General features: G+C 64.2%; 14 protein-coding genes and 1 other RNA gene. 7 read left to right on the top strand and 8 right to left on the bottom strand.

The annotated features are described in order from the left end of the window. Positions 1-18: 18 nt before the first annotated feature. From AC3G7M_RS01350 to thyX, 3 genes are all read right to left on the bottom strand, one after another. Complete coding sequence (locus tag AC3G7M_RS01350) at positions 19-3,411, bottom strand: transglutaminase family protein (protein ID WP_489213950.1); 3,393 nt, start codon at positions 3,409-3,411, stop codon at positions 19-21. A gap of 257 nt (positions 3,412-3,668) precedes the next feature. Continuing rightward, a complete protein-coding gene (locus tag AC3G7M_RS01345; protein WP_489213949.1) occupies positions 3,669-4,586 on the bottom strand; it encodes a protein-L-isoaspartate O-methyltransferase family protein in 918 nt (305 codons plus the stop codon). Positions 4,587-4,689: 103 nt separating this feature from the next. Next, the gene (gene thyX, locus AC3G7M_RS01340) at positions 4,690-5,631 is read right to left on the bottom strand and encodes an FAD-dependent thymidylate synthase (protein ID WP_489213948.1); all 942 of its coding nucleotides are present in this window, start codon (positions 5,629-5,631) and stop codon (positions 4,690-4,692) included. Between the two features lie 6 nt (positions 5,632-5,637). Between thyX and ssrA the strand changes: the two genes are divergently transcribed. From ssrA to queG, 7 genes are all read left to right on the top strand, one after another. Beyond that, positions 5,638-5,980, top strand: a transfer-messenger RNA (tmRNA) gene (gene ssrA, locus AC3G7M_RS01335). Positions 5,981-6,124: 144 nt separating this feature from the next. Continuing rightward, positions 6,125-6,649 carry an SspB family protein gene (locus AC3G7M_RS01330; RefSeq protein ID WP_489213947.1) on the top strand — a complete coding sequence of 175 codons (525 nt, stop codon included), beginning with the start codon at positions 6,125-6,127 and terminating at the stop codon, positions 6,647-6,649. Between the two features lie 195 nt (positions 6,650-6,844). Beyond that, a complete protein-coding gene (locus AC3G7M_RS01325) occupies positions 6,845-7,240 on the top strand; it encodes a VOC family protein (protein WP_489213946.1) in 396 nt (131 codons plus the stop codon). Next, a complete protein-coding gene (gene queA, locus AC3G7M_RS01320) occupies positions 7,240-8,277 on the top strand; it encodes a tRNA preQ1(34) S-adenosylmethionine ribosyltransferase-isomerase QueA (protein WP_489213945.1) in 1,038 nt (345 codons plus the stop codon). Before AC3G7M_RS01325 ends, queA begins: the two co-directional genes overlap by 1 nt. Continuing rightward, complete coding sequence (gene tgt, locus AC3G7M_RS01315) at positions 8,274-9,395, top strand: tRNA guanosine(34) transglycosylase Tgt (RefSeq protein ID WP_489213944.1); 1,122 nt, start codon at positions 8,274-8,276, stop codon at positions 9,393-9,395. The genes queA and tgt overlap by 4 nt, the downstream gene beginning before the upstream one ends. After that, positions 9,388-9,852 (top strand): preQ(1) synthase, encoded by a 465-nt coding sequence (gene queF, locus AC3G7M_RS01310; protein WP_489216133.1) that lies wholly within the window; start codon positions 9,388-9,390, stop codon positions 9,850-9,852. Before tgt ends, queF begins: the two co-directional genes overlap by 8 nt. Beyond that, positions 9,849-10,907, top strand: coding sequence for a tRNA epoxyqueuosine(34) reductase QueG (gene queG / locus AC3G7M_RS01305; protein ID WP_489213943.1), 1,059 nt, complete (start codon positions 9,849-9,851; stop codon positions 10,905-10,907). The genes queF and queG overlap by 4 nt, the downstream gene beginning before the upstream one ends. On the opposite strand, the gene AC3G7M_RS01300 is transcribed toward queG, so the two are convergent. The 5 genes from AC3G7M_RS01300 to minC all read right to left on the bottom strand — a co-directional run bounded on the left by AC3G7M_RS01300 (position 10,889) and on the right by minC (position 15,591). Then, on the bottom strand, positions 10,889-11,998 hold the full coding sequence (locus tag AC3G7M_RS01300) for a Rieske 2Fe-2S domain-containing protein (RefSeq protein WP_489213942.1): 1,110 nt from the start codon (positions 11,996-11,998) through the stop codon (positions 10,889-10,891). The genes queG and AC3G7M_RS01300 overlap by 19 nt on opposite strands. An 86-nt stretch (positions 11,999-12,084) precedes the next feature. Then, on the bottom strand, positions 12,085-13,773 hold the full coding sequence (locus AC3G7M_RS01295; RefSeq protein WP_489213941.1) for a flavin monoamine oxidase family protein: 1,689 nt from the start codon (positions 13,771-13,773) through the stop codon (positions 12,085-12,087). Between the two features lie 26 nt (positions 13,774-13,799). Continuing rightward, the gene (gene minE, locus AC3G7M_RS01290) at positions 13,800-14,096 is read right to left on the bottom strand and encodes a cell division topological specificity factor MinE (RefSeq protein WP_489213940.1); all 297 of its coding nucleotides are present in this window, start codon (positions 14,094-14,096) and stop codon (positions 13,800-13,802) included. Beyond that, a complete protein-coding gene (gene minD / locus AC3G7M_RS01285) occupies positions 14,093-14,908 on the bottom strand; it encodes a septum site-determining protein MinD (protein ID WP_489213939.1) in 816 nt (271 codons plus the stop codon). Before minD ends, minE begins: the two co-directional genes overlap by 4 nt. Positions 14,909-14,949: 41 nt before the next feature. Then, positions 14,950-15,591 (bottom strand): septum site-determining protein MinC, encoded by a 642-nt coding sequence (gene minC, locus AC3G7M_RS01280; protein ID WP_489213938.1) that lies wholly within the window; start codon positions 15,589-15,591, stop codon positions 14,950-14,952. Positions 15,592-15,600: the final 9 nt, after the last annotated feature.

The raw sequence follows: 15,600 nt of genomic DNA, 5'->3' as shown, positions 1-15,600 counted from the left end.
GGTGCGCTTATGGCCTGTTCATGTGAAGGCGCGCAAATCCAGACTGCGGGGATGTTCAGGCCCCACCCATCCGCGCGGCTCCGGCATGGGGCCGGCACTGTGACGGTTGACGCTGAACCGCGAGCGGCGCCGGGCCTCGGCCTCGTTGGCATTGATCGGAAAGCGGTCGTAGCTGAGGCCGCCGGGATGGGAGACGAAATGGGTCAGCCCGCCCAGGGACCGTCCGCTCCAGCGATCATAGATATCGAAGACCAGCGGCGACTGCGCCTTGATCGTCGGATGCAGCGCGCTCGGCGGGTTCCAGGCCTTGAAGCGCACCGCGCCGACATATTCACCCAGCGTATCCGTGGGGTGCAGCGGCACCGCAACGCCATTGCAGGCCAGGATGAAGCGCTCTGCGACCCAGCCCTTTACCTTCGCCTGCAACCGCTCGGCCGAACTGTCGACATAGCGCACCGTGCCGCCGGCCGCGGGGTCTTCGCCCAGCACGTGCCAGGGTTCCAGCGCATGCGTTACCTCAAGCTCGGCGCCATGGACGCCGACCGAGCCGATGACGGGGAAGCGGAATTCCAGATGCGGCGCGAACCACTCCGCGGGGATTGGAAAGCCAATCTCGCCCAGATGCCGCAGCGCATCGCGCAGATCCTGCTGCACATAATGGCGGAGCATGAATTCGTCATGCAGGCGGGCGCCCCAGCGAATCGTCGGACGCTCGTAGGGCTTCTGCCAGAAGGCGGCGATCGCTGAGCGCATCAGCAGAACCTGGGTGAGCGACATCTGTGCGTGAGGCGGCATCTCAAACGAACGGAATTCGACCAGGCCACGGCGGCCGCCGATGGCGTCCGGCGCATAGAGCTTGTCGATCGAGAATTCCGTCCGGTGGGTATTGCCGGTCATGTCGGCGAGGACATTGCGGAACAGCCGGTCCGTCAGCCAGGGCGGCGTTTCCTTGAACGGGCTGATTTGGCTGAAGGCGATATCCAGCTCGTTCAGGCTGTCCATCCGCGCCTCGTCGATGCGCGGATGCTGGGAGGACGGGCCGATGAAAAGACCGCTGAACAGGTAGGACAGGCTCGGATGGTTCTGCCAGAAGCCGAGCAAGGACTTGAGCAGATCCGGCCGGCGCAGGAAGGGGCTGTCCGCCACCTCCATGCCGCCCATTACCACATGGTTGCCGCCGCCGGTGCCGATATGGCGACCGTCGAGCATGAATTTCTCGGTCGCCAAGCCTTCCTCGCGGGCAATCTCATAGAGCTGCTGAGTGCGCTCGACCTGTTCGGCCCAATGCGCGGCAGGATGGACATTGACTTCGATCACACCGGGGTCGGGGGTGACGGAGAAGCTGGACAGCCGCTGATCGGAAGGCGGCTGGTAGCCCTCCAGGAAAACCTTGCGGCCCATCTGTTCCGCGGTCGCCTCGACAGCGGCGGCAAGGTCGATCCAGTCTTCCGCCTCGTAAAGCGGCGGGAAAAACACATGGATCATACCGCCGCGAGCTTCGACCGCCATGGCGGTGCGCACGAGCCCCGTCTCGTCGCGGCCAACGCGCGGCCGGTCGCGGTCCCACTCAGGGTCCTGCGGCACCGGCTGGCCCGGGAGGGCGCCATAACCGGCCGCACCATAGCCGCCTGCACCATAGGGATTGGTCTGCCTCGGCGTGCCGTAGCCGGCATCGGCATAAAGCCGGTCCTGTCGGTCGCGGTCGCGGCGGGGATGCGGCGGCAGGGCCGTGCGCGGTGCGAAGGGGTCGCGTTCTGTATAGTACGGAAGATGAGCCGGATCGGCCCAGGGCAGGCTTTCCAGCGGCAGGCGGAAGCCGACCGGGCTGTCACCCGGGATCAGGAACATCGGCCCATCCCGGAAGAACCATTTGCCGCTTTCCCAAGCGCGGCCCTCGCCGTCTGCGACGCGGCGCAGCGGCAACACGCTGCCGACCACGGCACCCAGACCTTGGCCATAGACGCGGGCAAGCCGTGCCCGTTCCAGCGGGTCTTTCAGCTTGGCGTCTTCCGCGATGACATTCGCGGGCAGCCGCTTTTCCCGCCACAGGAAATAGTGGATGTCCTCGTAAGCAGGGATCACCAAAGCCGGGTCCACACCCAGCCGCTCGGCGAGCAGGGCCGCGAACTGAGCGGCGTCCGCCGGTGTTGCCGTATCGGTGTCGTCGTCGGAGGCGAGAAGGTCGGCATTGAGCCAGATCGGTTCGCCGTCGCGGCGCCAGTGGCAATGCAAGGCCCAGCGTGGCAGCTGCTCGCCCGGATAATGCTTGCCGAGCCCGTATTGCAGCGCGGCCCCCGGCGCCCACAGCGGGGCGAGGCGGCGCAGCAGCCGGCCGGCCATGCGTCGCTTGGTGGGTCCCAGCGCATCGACGGTCCACTCCTCGGCGTCGAAGTCTGAGGCGGAGATGAAGGTCGGCTCGCCGCCCATCGACAGCCTGACTTCAGACGCGAGCAAGGCGCGATCGACGCGGGCGCCGGCCCGCAGAATTTCCTGCCAGGTGGCATCGTCATAAGGTTTGGTGGTGCGCGGCGTCTCACTGATACGCGCGACCTTCATCTCGAAATCGAACGTGGTCTCGCATTCTTCGATCAGGCCCGAGATCGGCGCGGCCGAGCCGGGTTCGGGCGTTGCCGCGAGCGGAATATGGCCCTCGCCCGCCAGCAGACCGGAGGTCACGTCAAATCCGATCCAGCCGGCACCGGGCAGATAGACCTCCGCCCAGGCATGCAGATCGGTAAAGTCCGCGGTGGGTCCAGCGGGGCCGGTAACGGGCTTCTGGTCGGCCACCAGTTGGATCAGGTAGCCCGAGACGAAGCGGGCGGCGAAGCCCAGATGGCGCAGCAGGTTGACCAGCACCCAGGCGCTGTCGCGGCAGGAGCCGGTGGCTTTCGCAAGCGTCTCCTCAGGCGTCCACACGCCAGGCTCCAGGCGCACGATATAAGCGATGCGATTGGCCAGCATCTGGTTGATTTCGACCAGAAGATCGACGGTCTTGCGCTGGTCGCGCGGGACTGCGGCCAGAACCTTCTCTAGTTCAGGTCCGAGTGGCGCCAGCTTGCGGAACGGTGCCAGCTCCTCGTGCAGCACCGGATCATAGGCGAAGGGAAAGAATTCAGCCTCGGGCTCGATGAAGAAGTCGAAGGGATTGATCGTCGCCATATCGGCCACGAGATCCACCAGCACTTCAAAATTCTGCACCTTGTCAGGGAAGACGACTCGGGCCTGGAAATTGCCCTGCGGGTCCTGCTGCCAGTTCAGAAAATGTGGCTCTGGCGAAATTTTCAAAGAATAGGACAGGACGGGTGTGCGCGAATGGGGGGCCGGACGCAGCCGAATGGTCTGCGGGCCCAGGTTGACAAGGCGGTCATAGGAATAGGTCGTGCGGTGCGTTAGCGCAGCGTGGATCGACATCTGGCGGGCTCTTCCTCGCGTTCGGGCAGGGCGGGCGGTGTCACGGTTTCGATAGCCCGCGAATGCTGCCTGACAACGCCAGCCGGGTCGATGCTTGTTGCCGCGTCTGCGGCAATAAATGTTGTTTTACCATGCAAATGAAATCATGGGGCGAAGCGGCGCTGCCGCGTTCGCCCTATGATGCTCTGACACCGCCGTGTGAAGCGAGGCCCCGGACGGGCTCAGCGTGTCATCCCGGCAGTAGCACGGGCAGCGCCCTAGGTTGCTTTCGGCTGCTTCTGGATGGCGCCGGTCATCGGGATGAAAAAGACGCCGACATCGCGACGGGAATGGATCTTTCCGTTCTCGTCCTTGTGGTAGACATACAGAACCTGGCCGCGCTTGAAGGGCTGGCCGATCGGAATGATCATCTTGCCACCGGGCTTGAGCTGCTGGAACAGCACGGGCGGCGCAAATTCTGCGGCGCAGGTGACGATGATGACGTCGAAACCGTCCTTCACTTCCGGCCAGCCGTAATAGCCGTCGCCAACGCGAGTAGTGACGTTGTCATAGCCGAGCGGCTTGAAGATATGGGAGACCGCGTGGCCCAGGGGTTCGATAATTTCAATCGAATAGGCATGGTCGACGATGCGTGACAGCAGGGAGCTTTGGAAGCCGCTGCCGGTGCCTACTTCCAGCGACACCATCCCTGGCTTGGGCGCCAGAAGCTGCGTCATATAGGCTTGGCCGAGATAGTCTGACAGCGCGGAGCCCCAGCCGATGGCCCAGGGCTTCGGCTGCGCTTCGTAGGCTTCCGACGGGGCCGCCAGATGCTCCTGATACATATAGTGGAAATATTCGCGCGGCACCTGCTGGAAGGCGGCCAGCACAGCGGGATCGGCCGTGCCGAAATGCTGTTCCAGGTAGCGCTTGATCAGGGCCATGGCAGCGGGTTTGCGCGCCTGGATGGCATCGAATTCGGCTTGGCTGATCGTGGTCGGGCGAGCGGACGCGGCCATTGCCTGGGTGTAGCGGGCAAGGGTCCAGGGCTTGCCCTCGGTTTCCGTACCCGCCACCGCTGGCGTATCGGCGAAAGCGGGCAGGGCCGGCAGGGCCATGCCGGCCGCCGCGCCGGCAAGCAGAAACCGGCGGCCGATGAGGCCGGTGGCGAGGGTGGAATCAGCTATCTTGGCCATCGTGGGCCTCCGTCACATGCGCGATGGGTCCATGCGGCAAAGTCACGCGGGGGTCAACGACCCGTAACGGTTACCATGCCGCCAAGTCTGCCGGTGGGCGCTTTCAGCCAGCATGGCTCTCCAGGTTTGCCATCATCTCCCGCCATTCCCGGGCGGAGAGACCGCTATCGGCCTGTTCGATCGTGTCACCGGCCAACATGCGGCGCAGCACGGCAAGCATGGGGCCGGAAAAGGTCACGGCCCCCATGCGGTAGTCGAGGAAAGCCTGATGGGCGACCGGCACCCAGGCCGCCACGATATCAAGCATCGCTTCGGCATAGACGCGGATCTCATATTGCGCGTGGGAATCGGCGCGGAGCGAGAGGAAGTGGAACAGGTTGTGGAGGTTGGTCTTCCAATACCACTGCGTGTAGGTATTGAGCGTCAGGTTCATCCGCGCGAGTTCGCGCGCCAGGCCCAGGCGGTCGGGATCGGCCGGCTTGTCCGCGCTACCCTCATTCAGCATCCACTCATAATGATCATAGGTCTGCTCGGCATCCGACCGCAGCAAAGCGAGCACGCGAGCGGCTTCCTCCCCTTCCAGGATCGCGTCGCGGCCCTGACGGTTGAGGGTAGACTGTGCGGCGAGCTGGGCGGGTTCAGGGATATAGAATTCCCGGTCCATGAGGGAGTAGCGGGCCGAATACTCGTTCACGCTGGCCATGCGGTGCCTGATCCATTGCCGGGCCACGAAGATCGGCAGCTTCACATGAAACTTGATGTCGCACATCTCGAAAGGCGTCGTGTGCCGGTGGCGCATCAGATAACGGATCAGGCCGGTATCCTCGCTTACCTTCTTGGTGCCCCGGCCGTAGGAGACGCGGGCCGCCTGCACGATGGCATGATCGTCGCCCATATAGTCGATGACGCGCACGAAACCGTGATCAAGCAGCTTGATCGGCTGATAGAGCCGGGCTTCCAGTGCCGGCACCGTGGCCCGCAGGGTCGTATGCGTAACCTCTGGAGCTGCGGGGATCGCGATGGTCTGGTCTTCGCTGGCGCTCACGGGATGCCTCTTCTCTTCACTCGTCCCGCGCCCTATATTCGATCCGCTGGCCCTGTGGCCAGATATGGCGATAAACGGTGTTCGGAATAAGCGTAGTGGACCCGGGGGCAGTACCCGGCGCCTCCACCATCACACTTCAGGTTTGGCCAATGTTGCGGCCAAAGTCTGGGGCATATGGGGGCGAAACAGGCTCGACACGCGCGGTAAAGGTGCATCTTTTGCTCGGCATGATACCGCCGTTATCGGGTCGTTTTACAAATGCCAATGACAATCATGAGGCATTCGCTATCGCTGCGTAAGCAGTGACAAGCGCGGTTTGGGGGGCACCGGGCAACAGAAGCCCCCTATTAAATCCCTGCAGACAGCCTAAATTCGGTTCTTGGCGCCGACCGGTATGGCGGCGTCCTGCAGCGCGCGCTATGCGGGCTTTCGAGAGCCGTCCTGAGGGCGGCTCGGCGCGCCGGATGGCGTTGCTGATGTGGAGACGAGTTGCGTGACAGAAGAGCCGAGCGATCCGCCCCCCAGCCTGCTTCCCTATGAAGGCTGGTTTGAAGAGGCGCAGCGCCAAGTGGCGCTCCGTGCAATTGGCTATGCGGCTGAGCACGGCCTGCCGGGCGCCCATCACTTTTATCTGACCTTTCGCACCGACTATCCCGGCGTGCTCATCCCCTCTCGTCTCTCCGCGCAATACCCGGAAGAGATGACCATCGTTCTTCAGCACCAGTATTGGGATCTCAAAGTCGACGAGGATGAGGTGGTGACGGTCGGCCTGTCCTTCTCCGGCATTCCGGCGACTCTGGTGATCCCGTCCGGCGCCATCATTGGATTCGCCGATCCGCATGTCCGCTTCGGGCTGCGCATGCAGCCGCGCGCTTTCGAGGATGACGATAATCTGGTCGAAGAGGGCGAGGACAGCGAGGTCGAAGCCGAGGAGACTATCGCCACGCCGGAGATGACGGAGACGCCGCAGGTTGTCAGCCTGGACGCTTTCCGCCGCCGCACGCCGCCGAAGGAATAGGCTTCTCTCACCGAGGATAGGCCGCTGTCCTTGGTATCGCTCTTGGATACGCTCGGGTCGTGAGACAGCAGGAAGCCGGTCTGGTTCCCTGTCGTCATATCATCCCGCGCGCCGGCAACATTCCCTCTGCCGACTTTATCCGCTATGGCCCGCCCTGGCCGCTTTGCCGGCACCCGCATCGAAGGGCTTTGAGGCATGCGTTTTACCATCGACCGGATAGACCACATTTCGCTCACCTGCAGCGACGTCGAGATCGCGGCCTCGTGGTTCCAGCGCGTGCTGGGCATGGAGCGGGAGGAATTCGGTCAGGAGGGCCGCACCGCGCTGAAATTCGGCGGCCAGAAGATCAACCTCTATACCGCCGCTGAAGATCCCACGAATACCGGCACCTCGGCTGGTCCGGGCACGGCCTCGATCTGCTTCATCACTGGCGTCGGGCCCGAAGACATCATCAGCCATCTGCAGGGTTGCGGCGTCACGGTCGAGAAGGGCCCGGTGCCGCGCCTCGGCGCGCTTGGCCCCATGAGTTCGGTCTATTGCCGCGATCCCGACGGCAATCTCATTGAAATTGCCTCCTACCTCGAAGACTGATGCAACTTTCCGATTTCGATTTCGATCTGCCGCCTGACGCGATCGCCCATCACCCCGTGAAGCCGCGGGATGCCGCCCGGCTGCTGCATGTCAGCGCCGACAGCCTGGGCGACCATATCGTGCGCGACCTGCCGCAGCTGTTGCAGCCCGGCGATATCCTGGTCGCCAACAATACGCGCGTCATTCCGGCCCAGCTCTCCGCTCGCCGGGGCGAGGCGCGGATTGGCATCACGCTCGACCGGCCGCTGGCGGACGGCACCTGGCAGGCGCTGGCGCGCAATGCCAAGCGGCTGCATGAGGGTGATCGGCTGGTTTTCGACGGCGCCGAGCTTAGCGCGACCATCACTGAACGCCGCGCAGATGGCAGTGTGGCGCTGCGCTTCGACCGGGAGGGCGAGGCATTCTCAGTCGCGCTTGAGCAGGCAGGTGCGCTGGCTTTGCCGCCCTATATCGAGCGTCCCGCAGGGCCGACCGCCGCCGATGCGTCGGATTACCAGACGGTCTTTGCTGAGCCGCAGGGCGCCGTCGCGGCGCCGACGGCCGGGCTCCATTTCACGCCCGAACTGCTGGCGGCGCTGGACGCCCGCGGTATCCAGCGCGCGACCGTCACGCTCCATGTGGGCGTCGGCACCTTCCTGCCGGTGCGGGTGGAGGACGTGACCCAGCATCGCATGCATGCCGAGCGCGGCATCGTAACGGCCGAAACCGCGGACCTTATCAACCGCACCCGCGCGGCCGGCGGCCGGGTTGTGGCTGTCGGCACCACCAGCCTGCGCCTGCTCGAAAGTGCGGCGGCCGAGGACGGCACGCTTGCCCCCTTCGCGGGCGATACCAGCATCTTCATTCTTCCCGGCTACCAATTCCGCATCGTCGATCGGCTCATGACCAATTTTCACCTGCCCCGTTCCACGCTCTTCATGCTGGTCTCGGCCTTCTCCGGCCTCGATCGCATGGGCCGCGCCTATGACCATGCCATTCGCGAAGGCTATCGCTTCTTCTCTTATGGCGATGCTTCCCTTCTCGAGCGCGCATCATGACCCTCACCTGGCAAAAGCAGGCGGCCGACGGCTATGCCCGCGCCGGCACGCTGAAAACCGCCCATGGCGACGTGCCGACGCCGACTTTCATGCCGGTCGGCACCGCCGCAACGGTCAAGGGCATGACGGCGGATGCCGTCCGCTCGACGGGCGCCGGCATCGTGCTCGGCAATACCTATCACCTCATGCTGCGTCCGGGCGCGGACCGTGTCGCCACCTTCGGGGGCCTGCACAAGCTGATGGACTGGTCCGGCCCGATCCTGACCGATAGCGGTGGGTTTCAGGTCATGTCGCTGGCCGGTTTGCGTAAGCTGGACGCCGACGGGGTTACCTTCCAGTCGCATCTCGACGGGTCGAAGCATCGCCTGACACCGGCCATCTCGGTGCAGATCCAGCACAAGCTGGATGCGACCATCACCATGGTGCTGGACGAATGCCCGCCCTTTCCGGTGACGGAGGAGCAGGCGCGGCTGTCGATGGAAATGTCCATGCGCTGGGCGGGCCTGTCGCGCGGCGCCTTCGTGCCGCGTGACGGCTACGGGCTTTTCGGCATCGTGCAGGGCAGCGTCTTTCCCGATCTCCGCCGGCGTTCCATTGATGCGTTGATGCAGATCGGATTCGAGGGTTACGCCCTGGGTGGCCTCGCGGTGGGCGAGGGGCAGGAGATGATGTTCGCCATGATCGAGGCGACCTGGGACCATATGCCGGCCGATAAGCCGCGCTACCTCATGGGCGTCGGCACCCCGGATGATCTGCTCGGCTCCATCGCGCGCGGCATTGACATGTTCGATTGCGTGATGCCGACGCGAGCCGGTCGTACGGGCCGCGCCTTCACCTCCCGCGGCATCCTCAATCTGCGCAATGCCCGTTTCGCCGATGACGGGCGGCCGCTCGACCCCGGCTGCACCTGCCTGGGCTGCCAGCGCCATGTGCGCGGCTATCTGCATCATCTCTTCCGCGCCGAAGAGATGCTGGGGCCAATGCTGCTGACATGGCATAACCTGACCTATTATCAGACGCTGGTGGCGGGTGCCCGTGCGGCCATCCTGGAAGGCCGGCTCGATGCCTATGCCGCCGGCGTCCGCGCCCGCTGGGCGGAAGGAGATCATGATGAGTGAAGACCCCTATGCCGGCCTGACCCAGCTTGGGAATGACGCGCGCCCGGCCGCTCGGCCTGAGGATGCGGTGCTGGAGCGCGTGCCCGCTCCGAACCAGGGCCAGGATTACGTGGTGCGCTTCACCGCGCCGGAATTCACCTCGCTGTGCCCTATGACGGGCCAGCCAGATTTCGCCCATATCGTCATCGACTACATCCCCGGCGAATGGCTGGTGGAGAGCAAGTCGCTGAAACTGTTCCTGACCAGCTTCCGTAATCACGGTGCTTTCCATGAGGCCTGCAGCATGATGATCGCCCAGCGGCTGATTGATCTGCTCGCTCCCCGCTGGCTGCGCATCGGCGCCTATTGGTATCCGCGCGGCGGCATTCCGATCGACGTGTTCTATCAGACCGGCGCGCCGCCCGCCGGCGTGTTTCTGCCCGATCAGGGCGTGCCGACCTATCGCGGCCGGGGATGAGCCGCCGATCCGACATCGGAGCTGAGATCCGCGCCCGCGCGGCAGAACTCGGCTTCGATGCGGTGGGTTTCGCGCGGGCAGAACTGCCCCCTGCGGCAGGCCGGCGCCTGCGCGATCTGGTCGCTTCCGGTCATCACGGCGACATGGGCTGGATGACGGAACGGATTGAGCAGCGCTCCGACCCGCGGGGGCTTTGGCCCGAGGTCCGCTCGGTGATTTCGCTTGGCATGAGTTACGCGCCAGACGGTGATGCTCTGGCAACACTTGCGCTCGGCGAGCGCGGCAATATCTCGGTCTATGCCCGAAACCGGGACTATCACGATGTCATCAAGGGAAAACTGAAGCACCTCGCGCAGTTCATCGTATCGCGCGTGGCGTCGCATCAGCCTCAGGTCAAAGTCTTCGTCGATACCGCGCCAGTTATGGAAAAGCCTCTGGCGGCGCAGGCCGGGCTCGGCTGGCAGGGCAAGCACACCAATCTCGTATCCCGACAGCACGGCTCATGGCTATTCCTGGGCGAGGTGTTCACGACGCTTGATCTGTCACCCGACCAGCCGCATGGCGATCACTGTGGTAGCTGCACCCGCTGTATCGAGGCCTGCCCGACGGCGGCCATTACGGCACCGTATGAACTGCAGCCGACGCGCTGCCTCTCCTATCTCACCATCGAGCACAAGGGGCCGATCCCGGAGGAATTCCGCCAGGCCTTGGGCAACCGCATCTATGGCTGCGACGACTGCCTGGCCGTCTGCCCTTGGAACCGGTTTGCTCAGGTGGGGCGGGAGGCCAAGCTCATGGCCCGCGCCGATCTCGTCGCTCCGAGTCTGCGGGACCTCTCGCGGCTGGACGACGCGGGCTTCCGAGCGCTTTTTGCCGGCTCGCCCATCAAGCGCATCGGGCGGGAGCGGTTCCTGCGCAATGTCGCCATTGCCATCGGCAATAGTGGCGACATGTCGCTACTGCCCGAAATGGAGCGCCTGCGTGCGGAAGCCGATCCGGTTTTGGCGGAGGCCGCCGCCTGGGCGGCGGTCAGGCTTCAGGCCGGGACGGGCTGAAGCCTGGGCACATCTTCTGCCGTGCCGCGCTCCATCAGAAGCGCGCGCAGGTTGCGGATGACCGGGAAAACCTCCTGGTTGAGGTCCTGTCCCTGGGCGTCATGCGCCGCCTGTTCCATTTCCACAATCTCGCGGTCTTCCTTGAAGATGCGTTCGGTAAAGATGATGAGCAGCGGCCAGGCGGCTTCCAGAATGCCAGGAATCTTCGGCTTATGGATCGAGAGCAGGCCGAAGGTGCGGTTGGTGCGCTGTTCCTTGTCCTGCGGCACATAGGCAATCCAGAGATCCATCACCGGCGTCGCGTCCTTGGTGCGGATACGCAGCGTCTGATAGGGGTATTCGGTGCGGATGGTCATGACATCCTTGTCGGCGAACTCGGCTCCGGTGCCGCGGCGCTGGCCGAAGATCGCGGCCTCGCCCCAGGGCTGCTTGCCGTCGGTGCGCGCGAAGCTGTAGCGCGCCTCAACCCAATCCTCGCCCTGTGCCTGGCCCAGGAAGCGCGGCCGCATCTGCCCCATCTGCTTGCGGTGCAGGAACTGATGGTTCATGTCCATCAGGTTCTCATGCATGAAACTATAGTGGCAGCCGACGACCCGGCCGAAGCGGCGGGTTTTGTAGGCCGGATTGGCGACCGATCCGAGGGCTGGCAGGGGTGTGAACGCCGCCATCGCGGGATCGCCCGGAAACACCAGAATGAGGCCGTCCTGCTCGTGGCAGGGATAGGAGCGCACGCCATTGGGCAGCTTGCCCTTGCCAATATAGGGCACATCGGTGCAGTGGCCCGCCTGGTCATAGGCCCAGCCGTGATAGCCGCAGCGAATGGCACAGCCCTCGACCAGACCCTTGCTCAGCGGTACCTGCCGGTGGGCGCAACGGTCTTCCAGCGCAAAGACCGGCTTCGCTGTGTCCTTCGGCCGGGCGAGCACGATCGGATTGCCGGCAAAATTGGCGGCCAAGGTCTTTCCTGGCTTGAGGTCGCGCGACCAGGCCAGGGGGTACCAATGATTGGGATTGGCGCCGACACGCCGCAGATCCCGCCCACGGCCGGGGCAGGGCAATGCGTCGTCAGCAGAGATCAAGCCTTGGTCCATACGAGCGCAGCCTCAAGCATTGAAGAGCCGCCAGCATAGGCCCCATGCCGGCAACCGCCTAAGTAAACTTCCCTTGGGAAAACCGATTAGCCCGTCAATTCGACCGGCGCGATAGCGTCGAAGACGTCGCCGGGGCCCGGGTTCTCGCCCAGAGTCTTGCCACCGAATTGATGAAGCACGCCCCAGACGGTGTTGAGTGCCGTCTGCACCGCGCCCTCTGCCCAGCCTGGAGTAAAGGAAATGCCATCTCCCGCCAAGAACAGGCCGCGTTCGGCCGGCGGCAAGCTGTCCTGCATGAAATGACAGAACATTTGTCTGTTGTAACGATAGTGCCCAGGCAGCGCGCCTTTGAAAGCGCCGAGGAAATTGGGATCACTTTCCCAGGACACGGTGATCGGCTCACCGATGATATGGGACGCAATATCCACGCCCGGATAGACCTTCTGGAGAGCAGCCAACATCAGGCGCACGCGCCGCTCGGCATCCAGCGGCAGAACCTTCATGGCGTCCGACATCCAGGAATAGGACAGGCAGATGACAGAGGGCTTGTCCGGTCCATTGTCGAACAGATAAGTGCCGCGGGTGATACGGTCCGTCAGCGTCATGCTCATTTTATAGCGGCCGGTCGTCTCGTCACGGTCGGTCCAGAACGGCCGATCGACCATCACGAAGGTCTTGGCAGACTGCATGTAGCGCGTGCGGTCTAGCGCCATCCAAAGCTTTTGCGAGAACAGGCTTTCGTCGCAATCGATATGGGTGGTCAGCAGCCAGGAGTGACAGGTGACGATCGCGGCCTTGTACAGCCTGCGGTCACCCCAGCGATCGGTGATGGCGATGCCGCCCGCCTCGTCACGCGCAATGCGCGTCACGCCCGGTCGTGGCGCCCCTGCATGGAGGGAGGCAAGCGAGGTCCCGGCCGGCCAATGGGCGAGGGTCGTCGGCGCCAGGGCCCATAGCCGGCGCGGCAGCTGTTCCGCGCCACCCACCATCATGCGCTGGTGTTCGTCCTGCGCCGTCACCACGACGCGCAGGATTTCCAGCATGGAATTGGGAAAATCGCTGTCCCAGCCACCGGTGCCGAAACCGACCTGGCCGAAGACCTCGCGATGGCGGAAGGATTTCTGCGCGAAACTGGGGGAGGAGGCGACGAAATCGTAGAAAGTGCGCTCATCCCAGAGTGGCACCAGCCGGTTCCAGATCTCCTTGACCTTGGCGACATCCCGCTCGCGGACCGCCGTCTGCAGGGCTTTGAAGTCGGCGCCTGCCTCCAGCGCTTCCGCCCAGGCCTCGGAGACCTCGCGCAGCAGCGGCGGAAGCTCGCCATTACCTGCGCCTTCGACGTAGAACTGCTCGCTCTCCAGATCGATCAGCGTCGAGGGCGTCGCGGCATCAAGCGGATTGGGGAAGGGTTTGGTCTCGATCCCGACCTGGCCGATATAGTGGTAGAGCCCAGTGGAGGAGACGGGGAAGCGCATGCCCCCAAGTTCAGCGAAGACGCCTTCGGCGCCGCTGAAAGGCTCAGACCTCAGCCGGCCGCCCATGCGGGCGGATTCGTAGATAACAGGTTTAAAGCCGAGCTTCATAAGCTCGTGCGCGGCAATAATGCCGGCCAGCCCAGCACCGATGACGGCGACTTCCTCGCCGAGGGCCGCTTCCGGCAGTCGCCCAAGGCCCGCAGGGTGGGAAATCCAGCGGTCGTAGTCGAACGGAAAATCAGGCCCGAAGGTCGTGACCGGCGGAGCGTCTTGCGATTCGGTATCCGGCAGCAGTGACATCCACAGGTCCTCTCATCAGCAGCGTCTCAGGACGCGCGGAGAGCGGCCCTTTTGATTGCGGCCTGCTTTTCCGCGAGACCGGGCGGAATCTCAACCCCGATCTCCAGCGTCGAGAAGGAGGCTCCCCGATCCAGCTTAACCTGGACCTTCTCACGCTCGACATAGACGTGCTTGGCGATGACGGCCAGGATCTCCTCCTGCAAGATCGCGACCAGATCGGCGTTGCCACCGAGGGTCCCGCGTTCATGGGCGAGCAGGATCTGCAAGCGGTCACGCGCGATCGCGGCAGTCGGCTTCCGGCTCAGAAAGCTGAAGAAGCTCATGCGACCCTCCTACCGAACAGCTTGGTCAGGAAGCCCGTCTTCTCGCCAGGTACCGTCATCGGCACCTGTTCGCCCAGCAGGCGACGGGCAGCGTCTGCGTAAGCGCGGGACGGCGCGGCATCGGGGTTGGACAACACCACGGGGGTGCCGAGGTTGGAGGCACGCAGGACTTCCGGGCTTTCGGGAATGATGCCGAGTAGCGGGATGGACAGAATTTCCAGCACGTCTTCGGTCTTCAGCATGTCGCCGCGCGCGGCACGTGCCGGATCGTAGCGGGTGAGGAGCAGGTGCTTTTCGATCCGCTCACCCTTCGCCGCTCGCTCGGTCTTGCTGTCCAGCAGGCCGATGATGCGGTCGCTGTCACGGACGGAGGACACCTCGGGGTTCGTCACGATCACGGCGACATCGGCGTGATGCATGGCGAGCGTCGCGCCGCGCTCGATGCCGGCAGGGCTGTCGCAGATCACCCAGTCGAACTTTTCCCGCAGTTCGGCGATGACCTTTTCCACGCCTTCGCTGGTCAGCGCGTCCTTGTCCCGCGTCTGCGACGCCGGGAGAATGGACAGCGTTTCCAGGCGCTTGTCACGGATCAGAGCCTGAGACAGCTTGGCGTCACCCTGGATCACGTTAATCATGTCGAAGACCACGCGCCGTTCCGCGCCCATGACGATGTCAAGGTTACGCAGGCCGACGTCGAAATCGACGACCACGACATTCTTGCCCGCTTTGGCCAGGGCTGCACCAAGGGCCGCCGTGGACGTCGTCTTGCCCACACCACCCTTGCCCGAGGTCACCACGAGAACTTTGGCCATGCCTTCACCCCTATGCGCGTCGTCCGTGGTCAGCGCGAAAACTAGCTGATCTCGGTAATGATGATGGAGGAACCCTCAAGGCGCGCCTGAATAGACTTGCCCCGGAAGCTGTCCATGTCTTCGGCCGTCATATAGAGGCCGTCGATCGAAATGAGTTCGGCGTCGAGCTTCTTGCAGAAGATTCGCGCCTGCTGATTGCCTGTCACGCCGGCAATCGCCCGTCCGCGCAAAGTGCCATAGATATGGATCGAGCCGCCGGCCATGATCTCGGCGCCGGAGGCGACGGACCCGTTGACGGTCAGATCGCCCTGCGGAAACAGGATGGTCTGGCCCGATCGCACCGGCTCATCGAGTACCATAGAGGTCGGCTCAGGCGCCGGGGGCGCATCCGGCGGGTCGTCCGGCACCTCATAGAGGCCGAGCGGCCTGCCACCGATCAGCGGACCGCCAACGGATTGCAAAGCGGGTGTCAGCCCGTCCGCCCCTTCCGCGCCGATGACGCGGATGCCGCGACTGCGCAGCTCATCGAACAGCGTTTCGAGATCAGGATCGCTGTCTGGAATGGCGGACAGGTCGACGACGATTGGCCGGCCGGCAAAAAACGTCGCAGAGCGTTCGATCTGCGCGTCAAGGTCACCCAGCCAGCTGCGCAACGGCGCATCGGGCGAGAGCACGAAGGCCATGAAAGAGCG

The organism is Acidisoma sibiricum (assembly GCF_057837225.1).
The sequence above is the reverse complement of the archived record's forward strand: the minus strand, read 5'-3'. Positions and strand labels throughout refer to the sequence as shown.